The sequence below is a fragment of the Streptomyces sp. NPDC021096 genome, assembly GCF_040641275.1.
Lineage (GTDB): Bacteria > Actinomycetota > Actinomycetes > Streptomycetales > Streptomycetaceae > Streptomyces.
In genome coordinates, this window is record NZ_JBFADG010000007.1 from 230,088 (window position 1) to 252,195 (window position 22,108).

Genomic DNA, 22,108 nt, shown 5'->3' on the forward strand with positions numbered 1-22,108 from the left:
TCGGTGATGCCCCTGAGACCATCATGCGCCCGCGACCGCCGCGACGCCGTTCCGCGCGCACGGCCCCGCGGCCCGCCGTGTGCGGGCCGCGGGGCCGTCCGTGCGCGGAAGGGGGGATCAGCCCTTCATCCGGGCCATCCACGCCTCGACGTCCGAGGACGTCCGCGGCAGGCCGTCCGAGAGGTTCCGGTTGCCGTCCTCGGTGACCAGGATGTCGTCCTCGATCCGCACGCCGATGCCGCGGTACTCCTGCGGCACGGTCGTGTCGTCGGCCTGGAAGTACAGGCCGGGCTCGACGGTCAGGACCATGCCGGGCTCCAGGACGCCCGCGACGTAGGTCTCCGTGCGGGCGACCGCGCAGTCGTGGACGTCCAGGCCGAGCATGTGGCCGGTGCCGTGCAGGGTCCAGCGGCGCTGCAGACCGAGCTCCAGGACGCGCTCGACCGGGCCCTCGACCAGGCCCCACTCCACGAGCCGCTCGGCGAGGACCCGCTGCGCGGCGTCGTGGAAGTCGCGGTACTTGGCACCCGGCTTGACCGCCGCGATGCCGGCCTCCTGGGCGTCGTACACCGCGTCGTAGATCTTGCGCTGCAGCTCGGTGTACGTGCCGTTGATCGGCAGCGTGCGGGTCACGTCGGCGGTGTAGAGGGTGTGGGTCTCCACGCCGGCGTCGAGCAGCAGCAGCTCGCCGGAGCGGACCGGGCCGTCGTTGCGCACCCAGTGCAGGGTGGTGGCGTGCGGGCCGGCGGCGCAGATGGAGCCGTAGCCTATGTCGTTGCCCTCGACGCGGGCGCGCAGGAAGAACGTTCCTTCGATGTAGCGCTCGCTGGTGGCCTCGGCCTTGTCGAGGATCTTCACGACGTCCTCGAAGCCGCGGACGGTGGAGTCGACGGCCTTCTGCAGCTCGCCGATCTCGAAGGCGTCCTTCACCAGGCGCTGCTCGCTGATGAAGACGCGCAGCTCCTCGTCGCGCTCGGCGGTGACCTTGTCGGTCAGGGCCGCCTCGATGCCGGCGTCGTGGCCGCGCACGCCCCGGACCGGGCCGGTGGCCTCGCGCAGGGCGTCGGCCAGCTCGCGGACGTCCTTGGCGGGCAGGCCCAGCAGCCGCTCGGCCTCGGTCAGGCTGTGGCGGCGGCCGACCCAGAGCTCGCCCTGGCCGTCCAGCCAGAACTCGCCGTTCTCCCGGTCGGAGCGCGGCAGGAGGTAGATCGTCGCCTCGTGGGCGCCGGCACCGGCGGGCTCGAGCACCAGGACGCCGTCCTGGGTCTGGTCGCCGGTGAGGTAGACGTACTCCGTCGAGGGGCGGAAGGCGTACTCGGTGTCGTTCGAGCGGGTCTTCAGGTTGCCCGCCGGGATCACCAGGCGCTCCCCGGGGAACCGGGCCGAGAGCTCGGCGCGGCGGCGGGCGGTCTCGGCGGCCTGGGCTATCGGGCGCAGGTCGTGCAGTTCGGTGTCGGCCCAGCCGGACTTCATGTTCTCGGCGAGCTCGTCGGAGACGGCCGGGTAGAGACCGTTCTTCCGCTGCTTGATGGGCTCGTCACCTTCGGGGTTCTCGGGTGCGGGCTGCTGCTCGGTCACTGCGTTTCCTCCTCGAACGGGGCCGCTTTCCATCGTATGTGTGGGGGAAAGTGCCGGAGAAGGCTGTGACCGAACAGTCAGCGGCGGACCTGCGGGCATATGGAATGACCGCAGGTGGCGGGCCGGCCGGGCGGCGGCGCTCAGAAGGTCATTCGAAGTGGGCCACGAGGAGGATCACGTCCTCGCCACCCTCCGGAAGGCTGCCGTCCGGCAGCACCGTCCGCAGGACGTGGTCCGCGATGGCCTCCGGGTCGCGCCGGGCCGACCGGGGCACGCCCGCCGCGGCCGAGTGCAGCCGGGAGTAGGCCCGGTCCATGCTGTCGCCGCTGCGGTGCAGCAGTCCGTCGCTGTAGAAGAGGAGCGTTTCTCCGGGTGCCGGTTCGATCTCCACGCTGGGCGCCTCCCAGCACGCCAGCATCCCCAGCGGCGCGGAGAGCGAGGTCTCCACGTACGCGACCCGGTCCGCCCCGATGATCAGTGGTGAGCAGTGCCCGGCCCCGGCGACGACGACCTTGCGCTCGGCCGGCTCGCAGTAGGCGAAGAGGGCGGTCGCGGCGCGGGCGGGCTCGGTCACCCTGAGCAGCAGCTCGAGGTCGGAGAGCACGGCGACCGGATCCTCGCCCTCCATGACGGCGTACGCGCGCAAGGAGGCCCGCAGCCGGCCCATCGCGGCGAGCGCACCGGGCCCGGAACCAGTGATTCCGCCGATGGCGAGGCCGAGCGCCCCCTCGGGGAGCGCGAGGGCGTCGTACCAGTCGCCGCCGCCCTGCGGCCCGACGCGGTGCCGGACGGCGAGGCGGACGCCGGGAACGCGCGGCAGCCGGCTGGGCAGCAGCTCCTCGCGCAGGGTGGCGAGGGTCTCGCGGGCGTGGGTCAGCTCCAGCAGGCGGGCGAGGTGCTCGGTGGCGTAACCGCAGTACAGGCCGGCCAGATGGCGCTGGCGCTCGGTGGGCTCGGCGGGCTCGTCGTACAGCCAGACGGCCGCGCCGATCCGCCCGGCGGCGGGCGGATCGCCGTGGTCCGTGGCCGGGCAGGCCGGCGACTCCAGCGGGACGGCATAGCTGGCGGCGTAGCCCAGGCGGGCCGCGACCCCGCGGTGGCGGGGGTCGAGGCCGTGCTCGCCGGGGATGTCGGGGTGCGCCGTGCCGGAGCGGTCGCCGGCGGGCGGGAGGTCGTCGAGCAGCCGGACGTACGGGCTGTGGGCCGCGGCGTCGCCCTCGTGCGGGATCGTCTCGATGTGGCCGAGGTCGGCGGGGCCGAGGCCGAGGCCGACGGTGACGGGCTGCCCGGGGCCGCCGTCGGGGCCGTCGGCGGGCCGCAGGGTGACGAGGCCGCGCCCGGCGCCCACGAGCGAGGCGCCGGCCCGCAGCACCTCGCGCAGGGCGTCGTCGAGCCGTGCGGTCCGGGCGAGCCGCTCGGTCAGTTCCTGGAGCGTGGTGAGGTCGGAGACCCAGCCCGCGAGGCGGTCCTGCACCAGGGCGCCCGGCGAGGGGGCCGAGGGGCCGGGTGGGTCGGACGGGGCTGACGGCGCTGCCGGGGAGGGGGGAGCGGGAACTGCGGGGGCGGAAGTGTGCGCGGGGGCGGGGACCGGTGGGCTGATTCCGGCCACTTTCGGCAGGTGGGGGGCGTTCATGGCCGTCGGTTCCGGCCGGGCCGGGGGCGGCCGCCGTCCGGGCGCGTCGGGGACCCGGCCCGCGGCGCTCCGCCGCAACCGCCTGACCAGCTCCTTGGCCTGGGCTTTCTGCGCAATAGCATCGCAAACCCCCTGTCGTGTTGCGCGCTATCAGTGCTCCACATGTACACGCCCGGGCAAGGGAATGTCCAGCATTGGACCAGTGGGATTGGTGGTGTCTGGTGAGGTTCCATACCGCCTGGAAGTTTGGCCGGAAAGAAGTGCCGTGGGCCGCGTTTTGCTGTCGACTGGCGTCGCTCCAACAACGCGTCACATCCACCACGGTGGGTACGTACTCGGAGAAGGGCAGCGGCAGTTGGGGCCGCCCCGCAACCCGGCGGCGGGCCCGAGCGTCTTATCGGTCGACGGCCACGCCCATCCCCGAGCGGCGTGGGGCAACCCATGCCGCAGGCGAGGGGCGCACCGGCTCAGCACGAAGCGCCATGCGCGCGCCACCCCCCGCCAGGTTTCACGCTCGGCCCGTGGCGTGATGCGCTGCGTCGTACGCGCAGCGACTCGTGATCCACCTGGTGTGCCGGTCCGAGGGGCGACGGCGCGTTGAGTACCGCGCCGAGCAGTGCCCGTAGTGCCATGTAGTCCCCGCACTCCCAGGGGCTATGCGTAGTCCGTGCAGTCCATGCAGTTCCCGCAGTCCATGCGGTCCATGCAGTTCCTGCCAACGTGTTCATGTATGTGCAAGACGGTCCCTGCCCGAAGGCAGGGACCCACCTTCGGCGTTCACGGAAAGGAACGAGCGCTCATGCGCGAGATCCTCGGAAGGCGACGCAAGCTCTCCCTCCGGCGGGCCGGCCGGTCCGCGGTGCTCACCGCGGCCCTGACCTACGCCACGGAGTGGCAGTGGCCCGTACTCCCCGGTGTGGGGCTGCGGCCCGGCATCGGCCGCGTACGCGAATGCGGCTGCCCCGACCCCGATTGCGTGGTCCCCGGCGCCCACCCCTTCGACCCGGGGCTGCTGGCCGCGACCACCGATGCCCGGATGGTCCGCTGGTGGTGGACCAATCGGCCCGAGGCGCCCGTCGTGCTCGCCACCGGTGGCCGGGCGCCCTGCGCCGTGAGCCTGCCGGCGGTCGCCGGGGCCCGGGCGCTGGCCGCCTTCGACCGTGCGGGCGTACGGCTCGGCCCGGTGGTGGCCACCCCCACCCGCTGGTCCCTGCTGGTGGCCCCCTATTCGCTCGAGGTCCTCGGCGAACTGCTGAACAACCAGGACTGGGTGCCCGGCTCGCTGCGCTTCCACGGCGAGGGCGGCTACGCGGTGCTGCCGCCCTCGCCCACGGGCGCCGGGCGGGTGCGCTGGGAGCGGGCGCCGAGGCCGGCGGGCGCCGCGTCCGGCCGCGGTGGAAGGGCGGCGTCCGGCCGCCGTGTGGACGGCCTGGCCCGGCCCTGGCTGCCGGACGTGGCCTCGGTCGTCGACGTCCTGGTGGAGCAGAGCGTACGGAGCACGGGCGCGCCCGGCGGCGGCAGCAGCCGGTTGACGTACTGACGCGCCGGACCGCCGCGGCGACGGGTGTGGTGGGAGCGCGTACGGACGGGAGACGCACGCGCTCTCACTCGTAAGGGTGTAAGCCGCCGAAAGAACTGCAGGAAACGGCCGTGCGAGGTCCTGAAGAACGCGGTCGTGCCCCTATGTTCGGGACCAGTGGCTGTGGCGGGCGCCGGGACATAGGGCGCCGCCGGCCCGGCGGGCGTGCGTCCGAATCCGTCCCCGCGATCAATTCCGGTCCGTCCCCGCGATCGAGCGAGTCAGCTTCCGCGGCGAATTGCAGGTGGTCCCATGGTGCGTGCGTCCCGTGTGCCCGTCGCGTCTTCGCGACGTGCGACGAATTTCCGGATGATCGCGCTGGCCGGCGCGGTGGCTGTCGCCGTCGTGCTGCCGCTGGCGGTCGCCACGGCGGGCCCGGTGAGTCTGAGCGGACGGGAAAAGCCACGGCAGAAGGCGGATACGGGAAAGGGCCGGAGCACGGCCGGGGATCTGCTGCGGCCGGCCGGATTCCGCGGCACGGGAAGCGCGGGCGCTCCGCTCGGCCCGGACGGCGACCACACCGGCCCCGGTGACCTCCTGGGCCTCGGCGGCTCTCATGACCCCCACGACCCCTACGGTCCCTACGGGGCCGGCCCGGACGACCCGGACCGCGGCTCGGCCCGGTGCGGCCCCGAACTGGCCTCCCCCGAAGGCGTGGAGGCCCAGACGTGCGTCCTGGAGCAGTCGCGGGAGACCTGGGCCCGTACGTACTACCGCAACGCCACGGGCGCGCCGCTGACGGGCGTCCTGACGCTCATGGCCCCCGCCGGGCGGACCGTGCAGGTGCAGTGCCGGATGGCCGCAACCGACGATCCGGACATGTGCGAGACGCCGCACGAGAAGACCCTGCGCGGACATGGCTCGTATGCGGCGGTGGCGGAGATCGCCTCGACCGAGGGGAAGCTGCTGCTCCGCTCCGGCAGCAACTCACCGGAGCCGGAGGAGGGTTAGCCCCGCGCCCGCGCGGGCGCCCCTGAAGGGGGCGCCCAGGACGTCGTGCGCGCGGGCCCAGGAGCCGCCTGCGGGGCGTCCGGGGCGGCTTGGGGAGACCGGGGCCGCCTGCGGGCGGTGCGGGCCTTCGCGGAGCTCCTGCGGGGTCGTGTGCGCTGTTCCGCGGCTTCCCCGGGGGTTCCCGGCGGGCTCTGCGCGGGGCGTCCGTAGGGGATGTCCGGGAGCGGCTTTCGCCCGTGTGGCCCGCGCGTGCGGCCGAGAGGGCCGATCACTGTGTCCGGGCATGGAAACGCCCGGTCGCTGGCGACGGGGGATGCACCAGCGACCGGGCTTCTAGAACCGTAACAAGAGATCCGTGGTTCGCAAATTCGATCGCGGATTTCCGGACGCGGATTTCCGGCCTGAGAGCGGGAGTTGTGACAGGAGTCACGTAGTTTGACCCGCCATTTACCCGCATTTACCGGCGACGACCGCCGGAATCATGCATTCCGCCGGGCTGTGGCGGCGCGGCTGATTCCTGGCGGTTGTCCGAATGGATTTACGGATCAGTTCAGGGTGACCTGACGGCTGGTGAGACCGCCGCGGGCGCGGCGCTCCTCCGCCGTCAGCGGGCTGTCGTCCGTGAGCGCGGCGGCGAGCCGCTCGGCGAAGGCCGCGGCGGGCTTCTCCACGTCCTCGGCGCCCATGCCGCTCGGCAGGTCCCACACCGGCACGGTCAGGCCGTGCGCGCGGAACGAGCCGACCAGGCGGGTGCCCTCGCCGAGCGACGTGCCGCCCGTGGCGTGCAGCCGCGCGAGCGCGTCCAGGAGCTGCTCCTCCGGGTGCGTCATGACCCAGCGCAGGTGGTTCTTGTCCGGGGTCTCGCACCAGTACGCGGCATCGAGGCCCGCCAGCCGGACGGTCGGGATGGCGGCGGCGTTCGCCCGCTCCAGCGAGGCGGCGACCTCACCGGTGGCGTTCTCGGCGTTCTCGATCCAGAACTCGAAGCCCGTGTGGACGACCGGCTCGAACGGGCTGTCCAGGTCCAGCAGGTCCTGCAGGCGCGGTCCTTCGGCGCCGATGCGCTCCGCGGTGACCGGGGTGCCGGGCTCGGCGGCCAGGGCGCGCTGCAGGGTGTCGGCGAGGTCGCGGCTGAGGTCGCCGGTGGGGGTGTCGTTCTGCAGGCCCAGCAGCACGGCACCGCTGTCGCGGCGCAGCGCGGGCCAGGCCATCGGCAGCACGGTCGCCAGCGTCACGGAGGGCACGCCCTCGGGCAGCCCGCCCTTGAGCTTGAGCTCCACGGTCGCGGCGGGCACCAGCTCGCGCAGGGCGACCCAGTCGGCCTCGCCGGGCAGGCCCTCGAAGGGGCGGTGCACCAGCTCGGCCACCGCGTGCGAGGCGGCGCGCCCGTGGCAGGCCTTGTAGCGCCTGCCCGAGCCGCAGGGGCAGGGCTCGCGGGCGCCGACGACAGGGATCGGCGCGTCGCCGGCCTGCGGCGTGGCGGCCTTGGTCTGGGGGCGGCGCTTCTTGGCCATGGTGTGCGTGTCTCCCGATCGTTGCGTCCGGCCCGGTGCCCGGTACCCCGGGGTGAACCCGTGGGGGTGCTCGTGTGCCGAACGGCATTGCTGCGTTGACGGCGCGAGCCTAGCGCCCGGTGTGTCGGCACAGCCGGGCACGCGCGGGAAGGGGCGCCGAGGGCACGCGGACGGCAGGCGACGGTGCGTACGCCTGGGTGGTGGTGGCGGTGGCCGGCTCGGGTGAGGGGTGCGGGCGCGGGGCCCGACGGCCTGCGGCCGGCCGGTCCGGGCCCGTGACCGTTTCTCTGCGTGCCGCCTGTTATGCGGTGTGGCAGGGGGTGCTGGAGCGCGGTGGGCAATCTACGCGCGTCATCACGCCAGCTCGTCGAGGTCGGAGAAGGACAGGACGGGGTCGGGGTCCATGCGCGTGGCGAAGCCGGCGCGTACGGAGAGCGCCGCCCATACGGTCACCTCGCCGAGGGAGTCCCGGACGCCCCAGTCCTGGGAGAGCGCGCTGATGATGTTCAGTCCGCGGCCGCCGCGCGCGGTGACCGATGGAGTGGCCGGAAAGGGCCGGGTGGGTCCGCCGCCGTCGGTGACCTCGACGGTGAGGCTGCCGCGTCCGTCGACCCGCCAGGCGGCGAGGATGCCGCCGTGCCCCTCGCGGCCTCTTGTGCCGTTCTCCCGGCTCAGCGGGCGACCGTGTCGGTACGCGTTGCTGAGCAGCTCCGAAAGGATCAGTACCGCGTCGTCGATGACCGATTCCGGTACCCCGCTGGTGCGCAAGTCCTTGCGCATCCGGTGTCTCGCTTCACCCACACCGGCTGGACCATGGGGTACGGCCATGATCGACGACGTGGGCACCTCCTGTGCCACCACCAACGCCACCCCCGAGACCTCCTTTGCCCCACGTCAGGGGATGGATGCCCCAATGGACTGGACCGGAAACCGGCCAACCTCGACGCGGTGGGGCACTCACGACGCTCGAATACGCACCGAACGCGCCGGTGCACTCCATGTAATGGCCGCTACCGTCGGCCGAGCTGGGTAAGCACCGCCTTGGGGCGGTTTGTGATGATCGCGTCCACGCCGAGGCGGGCGCACAATTCGACGTCCTCGGGCTCGTTCACGGTCCAGACGTGCACCTGGTTGCCGGCGCGGTGGAGACGGGCCACGTAGTCGGGGTTGTTCCGGACGATCCGGATGCTCGGCCCGGCGATGCCGACGCCCACGGGCAGTCGCCCGTCGCGGTAGCGGGGGGAGAGGAACTGCATCAGATAGACGGTCGGCAACGCGGGCGCCGCCGCCCGCACCCGGTGCAGGGAGCGGGCCGAGAAGCTCATCACCCGTACGGGCGAGGGTTCGCCGGGCGGCGGGTCGGCGAGCCCGAAGCGGCCGAGCAGGGTCAGCAGCCTGTCCTCGACCTGGCCCGCCCAGCGGGTGGGGTGCTTGGTCTCGATGGCCAGCTCGACGCGGCGGCCGGAGTCGGCGACGAGTTCGAGGAGCCGTTCGAGGGTGAGGACGGAGGTGCGGTCGGGATCGGGGTCGGGGCCGGGTCCGTTCCCGGCGCCGGGGGCCGGCCCGGAGCGCGCACGTCCGGACGGGAAGCGGACTCCACGGCCGCTCCTGCGGCCGGTGTCCGGGTCGAAGTACCCGCCGGGGTCCCGGTCCAGGGCCCGGTCGGGGGCCTCCGCGTCGCCGGCCTGCCCCTTCCAGGACCCGAAGTCGAGGGCCGCGAGGTCGGCCAGCTCGAGGGTGGAGACGGCGCCGCGGCCGTTGGACGTGCGGTTGATCCGGCGGTCGTGGACGCAGACGAGATGCCCGTCGGCGGTCAGCCGCACATCGCACTCCAGCGCGTCCGCGCCGTCCTCGATCGCCTTGCGGTACGCGGCCAGCGTGTGTTCCGGAGCGTCCTCGGAGGCTCCGCGGTGGGCGACGACGTCGAGGGGGTGGCGCTCGGGACGCATGTCCCCGGCCGGGTGTGCGTAGGTCACCGCGTTATGGTGCCACCGGCCGGCGGGATCGCGCAGGGAGTGTGATTTGTCCTGTAGTAAGGACTGGCGGCCGAGGTCACAGGCTCCGCTTACGGTGGTCTGACGCGTCATGGGAAAAGCTGGTGCGAGACACATGCGAGTGTGGCCGGAAGTCGCGACAACTGACGTGTACCTGATTGAGGAGACAACTGTGAGCACCGAGAACGAGGGCGCCGCCGTTCCGTCCGCGGCGGGGCCGCGCACGGCGTCTCCGGCATCGGAGGGGGCGTCGCCCGAGTCCACGCAGGTGCCCGCGCCCGCGCCCACGCACGCCGAGCCGGAGCATTCGGTTCCGGCGGCCCCGCCCGTACCCGCGGACCCGCCGGCCATGGCCGACGCGGCCGGCGCGACCGATGCGGTGGCGCTGACGAAGGCCGAGGACCGGACCGCGCAGCTCCCGCCCGTACCGCCCGCGCACGGGCAGGAGGCGACGCAGCAGCCGAGCGCGCAGACGGCGCAGACCGCGCAGCTCCCGGCGACGGGTGCGGCCGGCGAGTCGGCGCAGACCGCGCAGTACCCGTCCGCGGCCCCCGCGGACGGCCAGGCGCAGACGCCGCAGTACCCGGCTTCGACTCCGGCGGCCCCCGCGGACGGCCCGGCGCAGACGGCGCAGACCGGTCAGTACCCGGCCTCGGCTCCGGCGGTTCCGGTGGACGGGCAGGGGCAGACGGCCCCGACCGGTCAGTACCCGGCTCCGGCGCAGATGCCGCACGCGGCGTTCGCGGCGGCCGGGGCCCCCGGTGCCGGAGCTCCGGCGTCCGGTGGCTGGTACGGCGGCGCGGACGCGCCCCCGCCCTACGGCGTTGCCCCCGACGGCTCGGCGGGCGGTCCCGGTGGCCCGGTCCCGATGTGGGGCGCCCCCACCCCGCCGCCGCGCAAGCGCGGAGGCGGCCTCGTGGCCGCCGTGCTCGCCGCGGCGCTGCTCGCGGGCGGAGTCGGCGGCGGCATCGGCTACTGGGCGGCCGATAGAAACGGAAGCGACACTTCCACCACGGTCTCGTCGTCCGGCGACCCGAAGACGGAGAGCCGTTCCCCCGGTTCGGTCGCGGACATCGCGAGCAAGGCACTGCCGAGCGTCGTCACCATCGAGGCGCAGAGCGGCAGCGGCGAGGGCGGCACCGGCACCGGCTTCGTCTACGACCGGCAGGGCCACATCCTCACCAACAACCACGTCGTCGCCTCGGCCGCCGAGAGCGGCAAGCTCTCGGTGACGTTCTCCGACGGCAAGCAGTACGACGCCGAGGTGGTCGGCCGCGCCCAGGGTTACGACGTCGCGGTCATCAAGCTGAAGAACCCTTCCGGCGTCAAGCTCAACCCCCTCCCGCTCGGTGACTCCGACAAGGCGGCGGTGGGCGACGCGACCGTGGCGATCGGCGCGCCCTTCGGCCTGTCCGGCACCGTCACGACCGGCATCGTCAGCGCCAAGAAGCGCCCGGTGGCCTCCAGCGACGGCGGCGGCAGCGGCCAGGCCTCGTACATGAGCGCCCTCCAGACGGACGCCTCGATCAACCCGGGCAACTCCGGCGGCCCGCTGCTCAACGCCCAGGGCGCCGTCATCGGCGTCAACTCCGCCATCCAGTCCGCGGGCGGCGGTGGCGGCGGCTTCGGCGGCGGCAGCGGCCAGTCGGGCAGCATCGGCCTCGGCTTCGCGATCCCGATCAACCAGGCGAAGAACGTCGCCGAGCAGCTGATCAAGAACCGCACGCCGATCTACCCGGTCATCTCGGCCACGGTGAACATGAAGGAGGGTGGCAACGGCGCCAAGATCGCCCCCAGCGGCGCCAACAACACCCCCGCCGTCACCCCGGGCGGCCCCGCCGACAAGGCCGGCCTCAAGCCGGGCGACGTCATCACCAAGCTGGGCGACACCCAGATCGACAGCGGCCCCACCCTGATCAGCGAGATCTGGACCCACAAGCCGGGCGACAAGGTCAGCCTGACGTACACCCGCGACGGCAAGCAGAACACCGTGGACATCGTCCTGGGCGAGCGCAAGGGCGACAGCTGACCCGCTGCCCCGCCCGGCCGGACCGCCCCGCGCGGTCCGAAGTCCGTATCCCCGCCCGGGGCTCGGTCCCGCGGCGGCGTACCCGGTAGGCTGTCCCCGCGCCGCAACGGCTGTTGCGATGCGGGGAGGCTTGCCCGAGCGGCCTAAGGGAACGGTCTTGAAAACCGTCGTGGCAGCGATGTCACCGAGGGTTCAAATCCCTCAGCCTCCGCCAGTCCTGCTGTGACGCAGGCGAGAAGGGGCGCCCCGATTTCGGGGCGCCCCTTTCGCGTACGTCCCCCTCGGGGCGTCAGCGGTCGAGGGCCGACAGGTCGAGTGCGCGCAGCCGGTCGGGGTCGGAGAGGACGTCGATGGCGACGATCTTTCCGTCCACAACGCTGAAGGCCATGACGGAGATCCGCATTCCGTGGGTGTCGACGACCGCGGCGCCGGCGGTTCCGTTGATGAGCGCCGGTCGGGCGAACGGGGACAGCTTGCCGAAGGTGACCGCCTGGGAGGCCACGGTCCGGGCGCTGTGGAGCACGACGCTGAGGGAGTGACCGACGCCGCCGTCGGAGCGCAGGACGACGTCGGGGTCGAGTACGGAGACGAGCGCGTCGAAGTCGCCGTCACGGGCGGCGGCGAAGAACGCGTCGACGGCGACGCGTTGGCGGGTCAGGTCGGGGTCGGGGACCGGCGCCTGGCCCTGTACGCGGCGGCGGGCGCGGCTGGCGAGTTGCCGCGTGGTGGCCGGGGTGCGTTCGATGAGCGGGGCGATCGCGTCGAAGGGCACGGCGAACATGTCGTGCAGGACGAACGCGAGGCGCTCGGCCGGCGACAGCGAGTCCAGCACCACCAGCAGCGCCAGGCCGACCGAGTCGGCCAGCAACGCCTCCTGCTCCGGGTCGATCCCGCCTTCGTGGCTGATGACGGGGTCGGGCATGCGCAGCTCGAGGGGTTCCTCGCGGCGGCTCTCGCGCGAGCGCAGCATGTTCAGGCACACGCGTCCCGCCACCGTGGTCAGCCACCCGGCGAGGTTCTCCACGTCGCTGGTATCGGTGCGGTTGAAGCGCAGCCAGGTCTCCTGGACCGCGTCGTCGGCCTCGCTCAGCGAGCCGAGCATGCGGTAGGCCACGGCTCTCAGACGCGTCCGGTGCTCCTCGAAACGGAATATCAGCTCTGCACTCTCGTCCACCGTGTCACATTCCTTCGTCGCGGGGGGTCATGGCAGTAGACCCACGAAAAGCAATGGTTGCAGCCGGGAGATCACTCCCGGACGGACGGATCGGAGATGGCCGTGACGACTTCCCCCCTTCTGGTCACCGGCGGTACGGGCACCCTCGGGAGCCTCGTCGTACCGCTCCTGCGGGACGCCGGCCACGACGTGCGGGTGCTCAGCCGGCGCGGCCGCGAGTCCGGGGACGGCATCGAGTACGTGACCGGTGATCTGATCAGGAACGAGGGCGTCGAGCGCGCGGTGGACGGGGCCGGGACCGTACTGCACCTGGCCGGCGGCCCCAAGGGCGACGACGAGGCGACCCGCAATCTGGTGCGGGCGGCGTCGCGCGCCGGGGTGCGGCACCTGGTGTACATCTCGGTCATCGGGGCGGACAAGGTCCCGCTGGGCTACTTCCGGTCCAAGCTCGGCGCGGAGCGTGCCGTGGCGGAGTCCGGGCTGCCGTGGACGACGCTGCGTGCCGCGCAGTTCCACGACCTGGTCCTGACCGTGGTGGGGAAGATGGCGAAGTTGCCGGTGATTCCTGTCCCGGGCGGGCTCCGCTTCCAGCCGGTCGATGCGCGCGAGGTCGCCGAGCGGCTGGTGGAGCTGACTCTCGGTCAGCCCGCCGGTCTGGTGCCTGATCTGGCCGGGCCTACGGTGTACGGGATGGCCGAGCTGAGCCGCGGCTACCTGCGGGCGTGCGGCAAGAGCCGGTTGATGATGCCGGTCCGGATGCCGGGGGCCGCCGGCCGCGCATACCGTGCCGGTGAGAACCTGACCCTCGAGGGGGCCGCCGTGGGCCGGCGGACCTGGGAGGACTTCCTGGCGGAGCGGGTGGGCTGACGGCCCGGGTCGAGTGCCGCCGGGGGTCTGCAGCCCCCCGGCAGTGCGATCCGGCAGTGCGATCCGGCAGTGCGATCCGGCGATCAGCCGTCGCTCAGCCGTCGGTCAGCCGTCCGTCAGCCGGCGGTCAGCTCAGCCGGGCGTCGGCGTAGGCGGCCATCGCATCGCGCTGGTAGACGGCCAGCCCGTCGGCGATCTTGTCGAAGTTCGCGCGGAACCGCGGGTCGTCCACGTAGGTCTGGCCCAGTCCCTTGTACGCGTCCGCGTTCGGCGTCCAGAACCGGCAGATGCCCTGGTAGTGGTCGTCCACCTCGGCCTGTACGGCAGGGTCGGCGACCGGCGTGCCGGCCACCATGAACTCCGCGAAGCGGATCATCTGTGCCGTCACCTCCCGCTGCCACTCCTCCGTGTCCTCGGCGGTCATCGTCTCGCGGGCCTGCTGGGCCTCCTCCCACGCCTGCGGCCAGCGCTCGCGCACCTCGGCTTCGGCGTCGGCGTCGGCGCGGGAGGGCTCGAAGCCCTCGAACAGGTTCTCCGGCCGGTTGATCTTCGTCATGGTGTTGTCGTCCTTGCCTTCCTCCAGTTCGGCGATGGTGCGGCCGACGGTGCGGGCGAGCGTCTCCAGCCGGTTCCGCTCCGCCAGCAGCCGTCGGTGGTGTTCGCGGAGCACGGACACCTGGTCGACCTGGCTGTCCAGGACCCCCCTGATCTCCCGCAGTCCCAGGTCCAGCTCTCGCATCAGCAGGATCTGCTGCAGCCGCAGCAGATCTGCCTCCTCGTAGTAGCGGTGCCCGTTGCTCCCGATCCACGCGGGCGGCAGCAGCCCGACCTCGTCGTAATGCCGCAGCGTCCGGGCGGTCACCCCGGACATCCGCGCCACCTCCGCGATCGACCAGGCCATCGCCCGCCCCGCTTTCCCTCGCCGGGCCGGTCTTTCCGGCCACAAGGAAGACGGTAGAAGTTGACGCGGCGGCAACCGCAAGCCGAAGGAGGATGCTGTGAGCAGCAGTGAGTGGATCAGCTCGTCGGTGCCCTATCTGGCGCCGCGTACGGATGGCCGGCGTGACGCGTGGAGCGACGTGACCGCGGCCCAGGGGCGCCGGGGGACCCAGCGGATCGTTCATGCCGGGGAGGTCGTGCCGCCCTTCGAGGTCGGCGAGCTGTTGTGTTCCCCGGCCGGGGAAGAGGTCGTCGTCCGGCGGCGGGTCATCTACCTGGACGACCTGCCGGTGGAGTTGACGGACACCTACTACCCGTTGGACATCGCGCGTGGCACTCCCCTCGCGGGGAAGGCCAAGATCCCCGGTGGTGCCGTGACACTGCTGGCGCGGCTCGGGCATGCCGGTGAGCGCGTCCGTGAAGAGGTCCGGGCCCGCATGCCCGACGCGGGCGAGCGCGAGACGCTCGCCATGGGGGACGGCGAACCCGTGCTGTGCCTCACCCGCGTCACGCTGGACGGCGACGGACGGCCCGTGCAGGTGGACGTGATGACTATGCCTGCGCAGCGACAGCGGCTGCAGTACGAGCTGAAGATCGGATGACGGTGACGAACGCGGCCCAGGCGCTGGTGGGGATCAGCAGGGCAGGGCCTTGGGGGTACTTGGAGTCCCGGACGGGGACCGTGCCGGGTATGTTGTCGGCAACTTCTACGCAGTCGCCGCCTTCCACGCCGCTGTAGCTGCTCTTGCGCCACGTTGCAGGGCTCAGGTCGGGTCGGATGGTGCGCATGGGTAGTGCTCCTCCATTACCTTGCGAATCAAGTCCGCCGAGGCCGATGGCGACAGGGCGTTTGCCTGCACGCGATCGTAGACAGCCGCGTACTTTGCGACCTCCTCCGGATCGTCGATGAGATCGCCTGCTCGGATGCCCTCCGTGTACACCACCTCGCCCCCCTTGGGGAGAGTCAGGAGCGTGAGCGATCCGGGAACTGCGGCTGGGTCCGTGTTGTCGAACGGCAGGACCTGCACGTGAATGCGCGGCCGTTCGGCCAGGGCCAGCAGGTGTGCCAGCTGCTCTCGCATGACCTTCCGATTGCCGATGATCCGGAGGATCGCGGCCTCGTCCAGGACGATCCACAGCCACGGAGGAGATGGAGCGTCAAGAATGGCCTGTCGGCCGAGGCGGGTTGCGACCATCGACTCCATGTCACCGACGACGTAGATCTCACCGGCGCGGAACATCGCCCGCACGTATTCCTCCGTCTGCGCCAGACCGGGGACGATCTGCGAGTACTTGTGCATCCTCGTTGCCTTGGACTCGTACTCGAAGAACCGCCGGGACCAATTCGGGTAGGGCGGTGTGTAGCCGAGGTGCTCCCACAGCTCGGACAAGTCGCCGTCCGCTCCGAGGACCTCGTCCAACGCGTCGGAAAGCTGCCTCGGGAGCGACTCGACACCCGTCTCGATCTTCGCGATCCGGCTGTGCGTCACGTGCACCTTCTCGCCCAGTTCGCGCTGCGTCCAGCCGGCGCGGAGGCGCAGCTTGCGGACCTTCATTCCGTAGAGCGCGGCGAGTGACGTGGATGGGTCAAGTTCCTTGGGCGCGGGCACTGTTGCTCCCATTTGGGATCGGGCGCTTCTCAAACCGTTACCCCTGGTGAGCGTAGCGCTACGGGTCGATGCTCGGAACGGCAACCGAGCAGTCCGTACGGAGGGCACGACGTGATGACGTACCGGGAAGGTGCGTACGTAGTGGATACGCGCAGTGGGGCGTTCGCGCAGGTCATGGGCGAGGTGGGGCAGCACGTGCAGGTGCGGGCCCTTGAGGGTGGCCCGGAATGGGGTGTGCCGCCGTCGGCGTTGCGGCTGGCGACCCGCGAGGAGCACCGGGCGGCCACCAGCGCGAGCCGGTGCACCGAGTGCGACGCGATCCGGGCCGACCGGCGGGCAGCCGAAGCGCGGGGCGACAGGGTCGCCATGGCCGGGGCCACGGACCGCATGGGGCTTCATCAGCGCGAGTCGCACTCGTGAAGCGCGCGGTCGGGCGGCTCGTCGCCGCCTGCGCGCACCTCGGGGTGGACGAGCACCGTCGACAAAGACACCTGCAAGCGCTGCGGTGTTGAGCGCTATTCGTCATATCGGCTGCTCAGAATGCCGATGCCGGTACCGACGCCGGTCGAATCGGCCTTACGGCCGTGCCGTCGCCGCCTCTGGTGACCGACCGCCGCCCCTCAGCCGCCTCCTGGCGGCAGTCCCGGCACCTCGTCTCGTCCCCCAACGGGCGGAACACGCGGTCGCAACCACCGTCGCACGAGCGCAGAGGCTGTGCGGCGGGGGTGGACGTGGCGAAGGGCGGGAGGTCCGGCATTTTGCGGGTGAGGCGGTTGTGGATCAGGGCTGCGGGGGAGTGGACGCGGTCGGGGAGGCCATCGGTGAGGGCCTCGCGAATTTCCTGGACCGTCGCGCCTCGCAGCAGCCATTCGCCTGCCAGTGGGGCGAGTTGGATGACGTCCCGGCCTGTCAGACGGAGGCGCCTGTCCCTGTGGGAGACGGAGGCGACGATCAGTCCGGCGCGTTCGACCAGAGGTGGCGGCACGGTGGAGGGCTGGGAGGGAGGGTTGGATGTGTTCTCTTCAGTGTTTTCTGGGTGACGGCCGACGGACCGACCCTCCGGCTCACCGACGGCCGGTTCTTCGGCAGTCGGTCCTTCGACCGTCGGTCGGCTGCCTCGGTCACGCACCTCTGCGGCCTCCTCGGCCGACAGCGGGACGTTGCTGACCAGTTGGGTCGTCTTCCACCGCCCGGCAGGGCCCTGGCGGCGCCATTCGTGCACGTACCCCTCGGCGATCAGCTCCGCCTTGGCGCGGCCGAAGGCGGTCTTCCTGATGCCCGCCCTCTTCGCCGTCTCGGACAGAGGTTGGTTGACGTCGTCCGGCAGCGACAGTTGCCAGGTCAACAGGCGTACCGCCTCTGCCGACAGGCGTGGGTGGCGGATGATTTCGTTCGGTACCTGGGAGAAGAATCGCGCAGGGGCGATAGCATGCTTGAGCATTGCGAGTGAGTGGGTGCTTTCTCCTCGTGGTGAAGACCCTCGGTCGGTGTTGGAGCACCTCCGGGGGTCGCCTCGTTACGGCACGAAGCCACCAGTTGCGGGGACCGTATCGCACAGACGGCGGTGCGATTCCGCGTTCGTGCACGGTCGTCAACTGACGTCCGGGACTGTGCACTTCGACGTAACTTGTCGACCTTGTCTGGGCGTTGTCGGCCCGTATCTGTCCGGAACCGCGCTCTGGCGGCCTCCCGCCCGGCTCCCGCATAACTGGGGGCATGTCGACGACGAGCGAGCAGATCACCGACCGGCGTTCCCCGCACGAGCGCGTCGCTGCGGACTTGCGGGACGAGATCCTGTCCGGGGTCGTTCCCCCGGGTGCCGTGCTGCCGGCGGCGGAGCTTCAGCAGCGGTTCGGCGCGTCGCGCGTGACCGTGGAACGGGCGCTGGACCTGCTGCGCGAGGAACGGCTGGTCGCCGCGTGCGCCGCGACGGCGGATGCGGCGGCGTCGGACGCCGTCGTCCTCGCGCACCGGCAGCGGACCATGCGGCCCTCGCGGAGCCTGGCCCCGGCCGATCCGGGGCAGCCGTTCCGTTGGGTCACCGAGGCGCGCAAGCGCGGGGTGCGCGCCGACTGTGTGGTGCTGGAGGTCGAGGTCGTGGCCGAGCCACCGGCCCATGTGGTCCGGGCGCTCGGGCTGGGCGTGGGCAGCCCTCTCCTGCTGCGGTCCCAGGTCCTGACGTTCGACGACGAGCCGGCGGGGCTGGTCAAGGCCTACTTTCCGCTGGAGATCGTCCGCGGCACCGCGATGATGGAGCGCCGCAGGGTCCGCGGCGGCACCTCGACCCTCATGGCCGAGCTGGGTTATCCGCCGCTCCGGTGCGTGGACTGCGTGTCCGCCCGGATCCCCACCCAGGAGCAGCAGGCCCTCCTGAAGCTGCCGCACGGCGTGCCGGTTCTGCGGACCTTCCGCGTCGTCTACAGCGACGGCGACCGGCCTGTCGAGGTCCACGACACCGTCGAGTCCGGTCATCTCTATGAGTTGCAGTACGAGTTCACGCAGGCCTAGCACCTGACGCGGACGTCAAGGAATTCTTGACAAGATCGCCACGTCAAGGTTTCCTTGACGCATGTTGATCTTGAGTTCGAAGGTCCGGCACCGGGACCTCTTTCCCACCACCGCATCCATGGCCGCCGCGCTGCCGCTCGGCGTGAGTCTGCCGGCCGCGACGGTGCTGTTCGGCGACGGGCTCGGCACCTTCGCCACCGTCGCCCTGATCGTCGTGGGCCTCGCGCTCATCGCCTGCACGGCCGGCCTGGCCGCCCGAGCGGCGGCCCGCGACGCCGAGCAGGCGCGCCGCGACGAGGCGATCCTCGACGCCCTCGAGCCCCTTGCCGGAGTGCGCCGATGAGTGACGAACCGCTGCTCCACCCGGTGGAGATGGACCGGATCCGGGAAGGGATCGCCGCGGCCGTCCTCGGCGCCCCCGAGGGGCTGGCCGACTCGCTCGAACACGACGCCCACGGGTACCTGCGCCTGGTGGACGCCTCGCGCGTCGGCGCCGAGGAGGCGAGCCGGCTGCTGCGCGAGTCCGTCCAGGGCGCCAGGGCCGCCGGCCACAGCTGGGAGACGGTGGGCCGCGTCCTGGGGGTGAGCCGTCAGGCCGCCCAGCAGCGCTTCGCGGGCAAGGGCGCGGGCGCGGGCCCGTCGGCGACGCCCGCCGAGGGGCCGAACGCCCCCAAGCGCCGCAAGCTCAGCGGGTTGTCCGCGTTCAACGAGATGGCCGCGCTGGAGGAGGCCGGCCGCGACGGCTGGCACATGGTCGGCTACGGCCCCCTCTTCCACGAGGTGGAGGCCTCCGGCCACCCCTGGGAACACTGCCGGATTACGCTCCCCTCCGCCGCGCGACACCGACGGATGCAATCGGAAGGCTGGATTCCGGTCGGCGCGGGATGGTTCCCCTGGCGGTACTACAAGCGGCCCGTCAACACCGGCGCCTAGGTGTGGTGTCTCGGGACCTTGGCGACTGGTGGCGCTCCTGGACTCGGCGGCCGCGTTCACCGGGAGCCCTGGGATCTCAGGGCTCCCGCGTGAGCGGCTGTGCGTGGCGTCAGCGTGCGAACTTTTCGATGGCCGCCGGGGTGACGGGGGTGAAGAAGTTGACGAGGTTGCCGTCGGGGTCGCGGAACAGCAGCGACCGGTTGCCCCAGGGCATCGTGGTGGGCTCGTTGACGAAGTCGGTGACGAAGCCGGTCAGGTTCTGGCGAACGCGGTCCACATCCTCGACGAGGAACTCGGTGATCACGCTGTGATTGTCCGCCGGGCGGGCAGAGTCCGGGGCGAACAGCGGGACGGTGCGGGTGCCGGCGATCGCGAGGGTGGCGCCCGCGGTCTTGAGTTCGGCGAAGTCCTCGGTGGCCCACGTCGCCCGCGCCCCTGTGGCTCGCTCGTAGAAGTCGACGAGGCGTGCGACGTCGCTGGTGATGATGCGGATCGAGACGAAGTCCATGGGAATCTCCTTGGCTGTGCCGGAGGCGTGCTCGTCGCAGGCTAGGAGAAATAGTGGACAGAATCGGTCCTGTATTCGCGTTAGGCTGCCAATATGCCTCGACCAACCGGCCGCGTGCTGACACTCCTGGAGCTGCTGCAGTCGGGCGGCACCCGGACTGTGGCCGAACTCGCCGACCGGCTCGGCGTCGAAGGGCGCACCGTGCGCCGGTATGTGGACCAACTGATCGACCTCGACGTGCCCGTGGAATCGGTGCGCGGCCGCTACGGCGGGTACCGGCTGGCTCCCGGGTGCCGCCTGCCTCCGCTCATGCTCAGCGACGACGAGGCGCTGGCCGTGGTGCTCGGCCTGGTCGCGGGCCGCCGAGCAGGGTTGACGACGACGGAGCGCACGGCAAGCGAGACGGCGTCGGCGAAGATCCGGCGGGTGCTGCCCAAGCACATCGCCCGTCGGCTCGACACACTCCTGGAAGCTCTCGCCTTCACGGATCAGCCCGGCGAATTCGACACCCCGGACGCTGGGGTCCTGCTCACCATCGCCGATGCGGTGCGCCACCACCGACCGGTCTCGATCCGCTACACCGACCGTGACGGACGGCGCAGCGAACGCACGCTGCACGCGTACGGAATCGTCGCCCATGCGGGCCGGTGGTACGTCACGGGCAAGGACGCCCAGATCGGCGAGGACCGAACCTTCCGGCTCGATCGCATCGCAGACGCGCGGACCCTGCCCGGCTCATTCGAAGCGCCCATGGGTCCCGGTCCGGCACAGCGCGTGTTGTCAGGGTTCGCCACGGCCGAGTACCGGCATGAGGTGACCTTGCGGATCCACGGGACCGTTGATCAGATCCGCGCCCACCTTCCGGCCAGCGTCGCGAGCCTGGAGGAGCACGAGTCCGCGGCCGGCAAGGACCGCGCGACCGAGCGCTGGCTGCGCGTCGAGCTGCGGGCGGAGCGGCTCGACTGGTTGCCCCCGGTACTCGCCGCACTCGACCGGCCGTTCGTCATCGAGCGCCCCGATGAACTCCGCGACCTCGTCATCGCGCTCGCCGGTCGCCTCACGTCCTACTCCGCCGAGCCTGACCGCGAGGAACCAATGTCATGAGATGGCACACCTAGGTCGCGGACCCGCCTACTCGGAGGTCGTCTCGGGTTTCGTGTGGAGGATTTCGCGGGCCTGCTCCGCGGCGCGGGAGGTGCTCTCGGAGACGAAGTCGAGGAAGCGGGCGATGCCCTCGAGGCGGTTGGCGGCCGGGGTGTCGGAGCCGAGGACTCCGACGCCCTGCCGTGCGATCTCGACGACCTGGGCGATGGACCGGGCGGCGGCCACCATCGACTGGTACCAGACGTCGTCGTCGACGATGTAGCGCTCGCGGCGGCCTTCGTCGCGTTCCCGGCGGACGAAGGCCTGGCTCTCGAGGAACGTGATGGCCTTGGAGATGGACGCCGGGCTGACCTGGAGGCGCTGGGCGAGTTCGGATGCGGTGAGGCTGCCGGTGTCGGTGAGGGTGAGGCAGGCCATCACCCGGGAACACATCGCGGGCATGCCCGAGCCCATGAGGACGGTGGTGAACGTCTCCTCGTACTCGCGCACGGCCTCGGCGTCGCGTCCGTGGGGCTGCGCCGGCGCCTCCGTCCCCCGGGGCGCGGCCTGCTTGCGCCGCTGGGCGCGGCGTTCGGTGGCGCGGTGGGCCAGCTCGGCGCGGTAGGCGGTGGGGCCGCCGTTGCGCATCACCTCGCGCGTGACCGTCGAGGTCGGGCGGTCGAGGCGCCTGGCGATCTCCGCGTAGGCGAGGCCGTCGGTCAGTCCCAGCGCGATCTGCTGGCGTTCCTGCTGGGTGAGTCTGCCTCCCGGCATCGCCGTCTCCTCCGTGCGTAGTCCGTACGTAGCCCCTTTGGTGCCGCCAGCATAGCGTTCACCTTCAATTCATTGCAACGAGCGGGTGACTGTCGTTGCATTACCCGCCAAGATCGTTGCAATGATTATACGGCTCTGACCTGCAGTGATGGTGATTCTATGCAACGAGGGTGTTGCTGGTTTTGTGAAGGCAACGTAGCTTTTCGCCTGTCGGAAACGCCGCACCGCACCGAAGCAGAGGAAAGCATCATGCAGAAGTTCGCCACCACCGCCCCGATCTCCGCCGTCCTCGACATCCCCGCGGGTCTCATCCGGTTCATCGCCGCCGACCGTGCCGATGCCACGGTCGAGGTCCTGCCCGCCGACGCCTCCAAGAGCCGTGACGTGAAGGCGGCGGAGCAGATCGAGGTCGCGTACGCCGACGGTGTCCTGCG

Annotated in this window: 21 protein-coding genes, 1 tRNA gene and 2 pseudogenes; 12 read left to right on the forward strand and 12 right to left on the reverse strand. The window is 71.7% G+C overall.

The features are described from left to right. Positions 1 to 117 precede the first annotated feature (117 nt). Both AB0G59_RS13865 and AB0G59_RS13870 read right to left on the reverse strand, forming a co-directional pair. Positions 118 to 1,578 (reverse strand): aminopeptidase P family protein, encoded by a 1,461-nt coding sequence (locus AB0G59_RS13865; RefSeq protein ID WP_360911210.1) that lies wholly within the window; start codon positions 1,576 to 1,578, stop codon positions 118 to 120. 148 nt (positions 1,579 to 1,726) lie between these two features. Continuing rightward, complete coding sequence (locus AB0G59_RS13870) at positions 1,727 to 3,211, reverse strand: PP2C family protein-serine/threonine phosphatase (protein ID WP_360911212.1); 1,485 nt, start codon at positions 3,209 to 3,211, stop codon at positions 1,727 to 1,729. Between the two features lie 799 nt (positions 3,212 to 4,010). Between AB0G59_RS13870 and AB0G59_RS13875 the strand changes: the two genes are divergently transcribed. Then, a complete protein-coding gene (locus tag AB0G59_RS13875) occupies positions 4,011 to 4,751 on the forward strand; it encodes a bifunctional DNA primase/polymerase (protein ID WP_360911214.1) in 741 nt (246 codons plus the stop codon). A 348-nt stretch (positions 4,752 to 5,099) separates the two neighbouring features. Beyond that, entirely contained in the window at positions 5,100 to 5,741 is a 642-nt protein-coding gene (locus AB0G59_RS13880) for a hypothetical protein (RefSeq protein ID WP_360911216.1), read from the forward strand. A gap of 545 nt (positions 5,742 to 6,286) precedes the next feature. Here AB0G59_RS13880 and AB0G59_RS13885 read toward each other — a convergent pair. From AB0G59_RS13885 to AB0G59_RS13895, 3 genes and pseudogenes are all read right to left on the reverse strand, one after another. Further along, the gene (locus AB0G59_RS13885) at positions 6,287 to 7,255 is read right to left on the reverse strand and encodes a DUF5926 family protein (RefSeq protein WP_360911218.1); all 969 of its coding nucleotides are present in this window, start codon (positions 7,253 to 7,255) and stop codon (positions 6,287 to 6,289) included. A gap of 354 nt (positions 7,256 to 7,609) precedes the next feature. Then, positions 7,610 to 8,212, reverse strand: a pseudogene (locus AB0G59_RS13890) (ATP-binding protein). A gap of 53 nt (positions 8,213 to 8,265) precedes the next feature. Next, a complete protein-coding gene (locus AB0G59_RS13895; RefSeq protein WP_360911259.1) occupies positions 8,266 to 9,204 on the reverse strand; it encodes a glycerophosphodiester phosphodiesterase in 939 nt (312 codons plus the stop codon). Positions 9,205 to 9,421: 217 nt separating this feature from the next. On the opposite strand from AB0G59_RS13895, the gene AB0G59_RS13900 reads away from it, so the two are divergent. Together AB0G59_RS13900 and AB0G59_RS13905 are read left to right on the forward strand one after the other, a co-directional pair. After that, positions 9,422 to 11,278, forward strand: coding sequence for a trypsin-like peptidase domain-containing protein (locus AB0G59_RS13900; protein ID WP_360911220.1), 1,857 nt, complete (start codon positions 9,422 to 9,424; stop codon positions 11,276 to 11,278). Positions 11,279 to 11,402: 124 nt separating this feature from the next. Continuing rightward, positions 11,403 to 11,492: transfer RNA gene (locus AB0G59_RS13905), tRNA-Ser, on the forward strand. A 75-nt stretch (positions 11,493 to 11,567) separates the two neighbouring features. Here AB0G59_RS13905 and AB0G59_RS13910 read toward each other — a convergent pair. Beyond that, entirely contained in the window at positions 11,568 to 12,452 is an 885-nt protein-coding gene (locus tag AB0G59_RS13910; RefSeq protein ID WP_360911222.1) for a sigma-70 family RNA polymerase sigma factor, read from the reverse strand. Positions 12,453 to 12,548: 96 nt separating this feature from the next. Here AB0G59_RS13910 and AB0G59_RS13915 point away from each other — a divergent pair, with 96 nt between their 5' ends. Further along, positions 12,549 to 13,319 carry an NAD(P)H-binding protein gene (locus tag AB0G59_RS13915; protein ID WP_360911224.1) on the forward strand — a complete coding sequence of 257 codons (771 nt, stop codon included), beginning with the start codon at positions 12,549 to 12,551 and terminating at the stop codon, positions 13,317 to 13,319. 127 nt (positions 13,320 to 13,446) lie between these two features. On the opposite strand, the gene AB0G59_RS13920 is transcribed toward AB0G59_RS13915, so the two are convergent. Continuing rightward, complete coding sequence (locus AB0G59_RS13920) at positions 13,447 to 14,220, reverse strand: MerR family transcriptional regulator (RefSeq protein WP_360911226.1); 774 nt, start codon at positions 14,218 to 14,220, stop codon at positions 13,447 to 13,449. A 97-nt stretch (positions 14,221 to 14,317) separates the two neighbouring features. On the opposite strand from AB0G59_RS13920, the gene AB0G59_RS13925 reads away from it, so the two are divergent. Further along, the gene (locus AB0G59_RS13925; RefSeq protein ID WP_360911228.1) at positions 14,318 to 14,860 is read left to right on the forward strand and encodes a UTRA domain-containing protein; all 543 of its coding nucleotides are present in this window, start codon (positions 14,318 to 14,320) and stop codon (positions 14,858 to 14,860) included. Here the strand turns inward: AB0G59_RS13925 and AB0G59_RS13930 are convergent. Further along, positions 14,811 to 15,047, reverse strand: coding sequence for a DUF397 domain-containing protein (locus tag AB0G59_RS13930; RefSeq protein ID WP_360911230.1), 237 nt, complete (start codon positions 15,045 to 15,047; stop codon positions 14,811 to 14,813). The genes AB0G59_RS13925 and AB0G59_RS13930 overlap by 50 nt on opposite strands. Continuing rightward, positions 15,023 to 15,868, reverse strand: coding sequence for a helix-turn-helix transcriptional regulator (locus AB0G59_RS13935; protein WP_360911232.1), 846 nt, complete (start codon positions 15,866 to 15,868; stop codon positions 15,023 to 15,025). The genes AB0G59_RS13930 and AB0G59_RS13935 overlap by 25 nt, the downstream gene beginning before the upstream one ends. A 141-nt stretch (positions 15,869 to 16,009) precedes the next feature. Here AB0G59_RS13935 and AB0G59_RS13940 point away from each other — a divergent pair, with 141 nt between their 5' ends. After that, complete coding sequence (locus tag AB0G59_RS13940) at positions 16,010 to 16,288, forward strand: hypothetical protein (RefSeq protein ID WP_360911234.1); 279 nt, start codon at positions 16,010 to 16,012, stop codon at positions 16,286 to 16,288. A 115-nt stretch (positions 16,289 to 16,403) separates the two neighbouring features. On the opposite strand, the gene AB0G59_RS13945 is transcribed toward AB0G59_RS13940, so the two are convergent. Next, positions 16,404 to 17,309 (reverse strand): hypothetical protein, encoded by a 906-nt coding sequence (locus AB0G59_RS13945; protein ID WP_360911236.1) that lies wholly within the window; start codon positions 17,307 to 17,309, stop codon positions 16,404 to 16,406. Positions 17,310 to 17,584: 275 nt separating this feature from the next. Between AB0G59_RS13945 and AB0G59_RS13950 the strand changes: the two genes are divergently transcribed. From AB0G59_RS13950 to AB0G59_RS13960, 3 genes are all read left to right on the forward strand, one after another. Then, positions 17,585 to 18,376, forward strand: a complete 792-nt coding sequence (locus AB0G59_RS13950; RefSeq protein ID WP_360911238.1) for a GntR family transcriptional regulator — start codon at positions 17,585 to 17,587, stop codon at positions 18,374 to 18,376. 61 nt (positions 18,377 to 18,437) lie between these two features. Continuing rightward, positions 18,438 to 18,719: a hypothetical protein gene (locus AB0G59_RS13955; protein WP_360911240.1), complete on the forward strand. Its 282-nt coding sequence runs from the start codon at positions 18,438 to 18,440 to the stop codon at positions 18,717 to 18,719. After that, positions 18,716 to 19,309, forward strand: a complete 594-nt coding sequence (locus AB0G59_RS13960) for a hypothetical protein (protein ID WP_360911242.1) — start codon at positions 18,716 to 18,718, stop codon at positions 19,307 to 19,309. Before AB0G59_RS13955 ends, AB0G59_RS13960 begins: the two co-directional genes overlap by 4 nt. Before the next feature lie 109 nt (positions 19,310 to 19,418). Here AB0G59_RS13960 and AB0G59_RS13965 read toward each other — a convergent pair whose 3' ends face one another. Then, entirely contained in the window at positions 19,419 to 19,817 is a 399-nt protein-coding gene (locus tag AB0G59_RS13965) for a VOC family protein (RefSeq protein ID WP_360911244.1), read from the reverse strand. A gap of 93 nt (positions 19,818 to 19,910) precedes the next feature. Here AB0G59_RS13965 and AB0G59_RS13970 point away from each other — a divergent pair, with 93 nt between their 5' ends. Then, a complete protein-coding gene (locus AB0G59_RS13970) occupies positions 19,911 to 20,921 on the forward strand; it encodes a YafY family protein (protein WP_360911246.1) in 1,011 nt (336 codons plus the stop codon). Positions 20,922 to 20,948: 27 nt separating this feature from the next. On the opposite strand, the gene AB0G59_RS13975 is transcribed toward AB0G59_RS13970, so the two are convergent. Further along, positions 20,949 to 21,674 carry a helix-turn-helix domain-containing protein gene (locus AB0G59_RS13975; RefSeq protein WP_360911248.1) on the reverse strand — a complete coding sequence of 242 codons (726 nt, stop codon included), beginning with the start codon at positions 21,672 to 21,674 and terminating at the stop codon, positions 20,949 to 20,951. A gap of 249 nt (positions 21,675 to 21,923) precedes the next feature. Between AB0G59_RS13975 and AB0G59_RS13980 the strand changes: the two are divergent. Further along, positions 21,924 to 22,108, forward strand: a pseudogene (locus AB0G59_RS13980) (hypothetical protein); the annotation flags it as partial.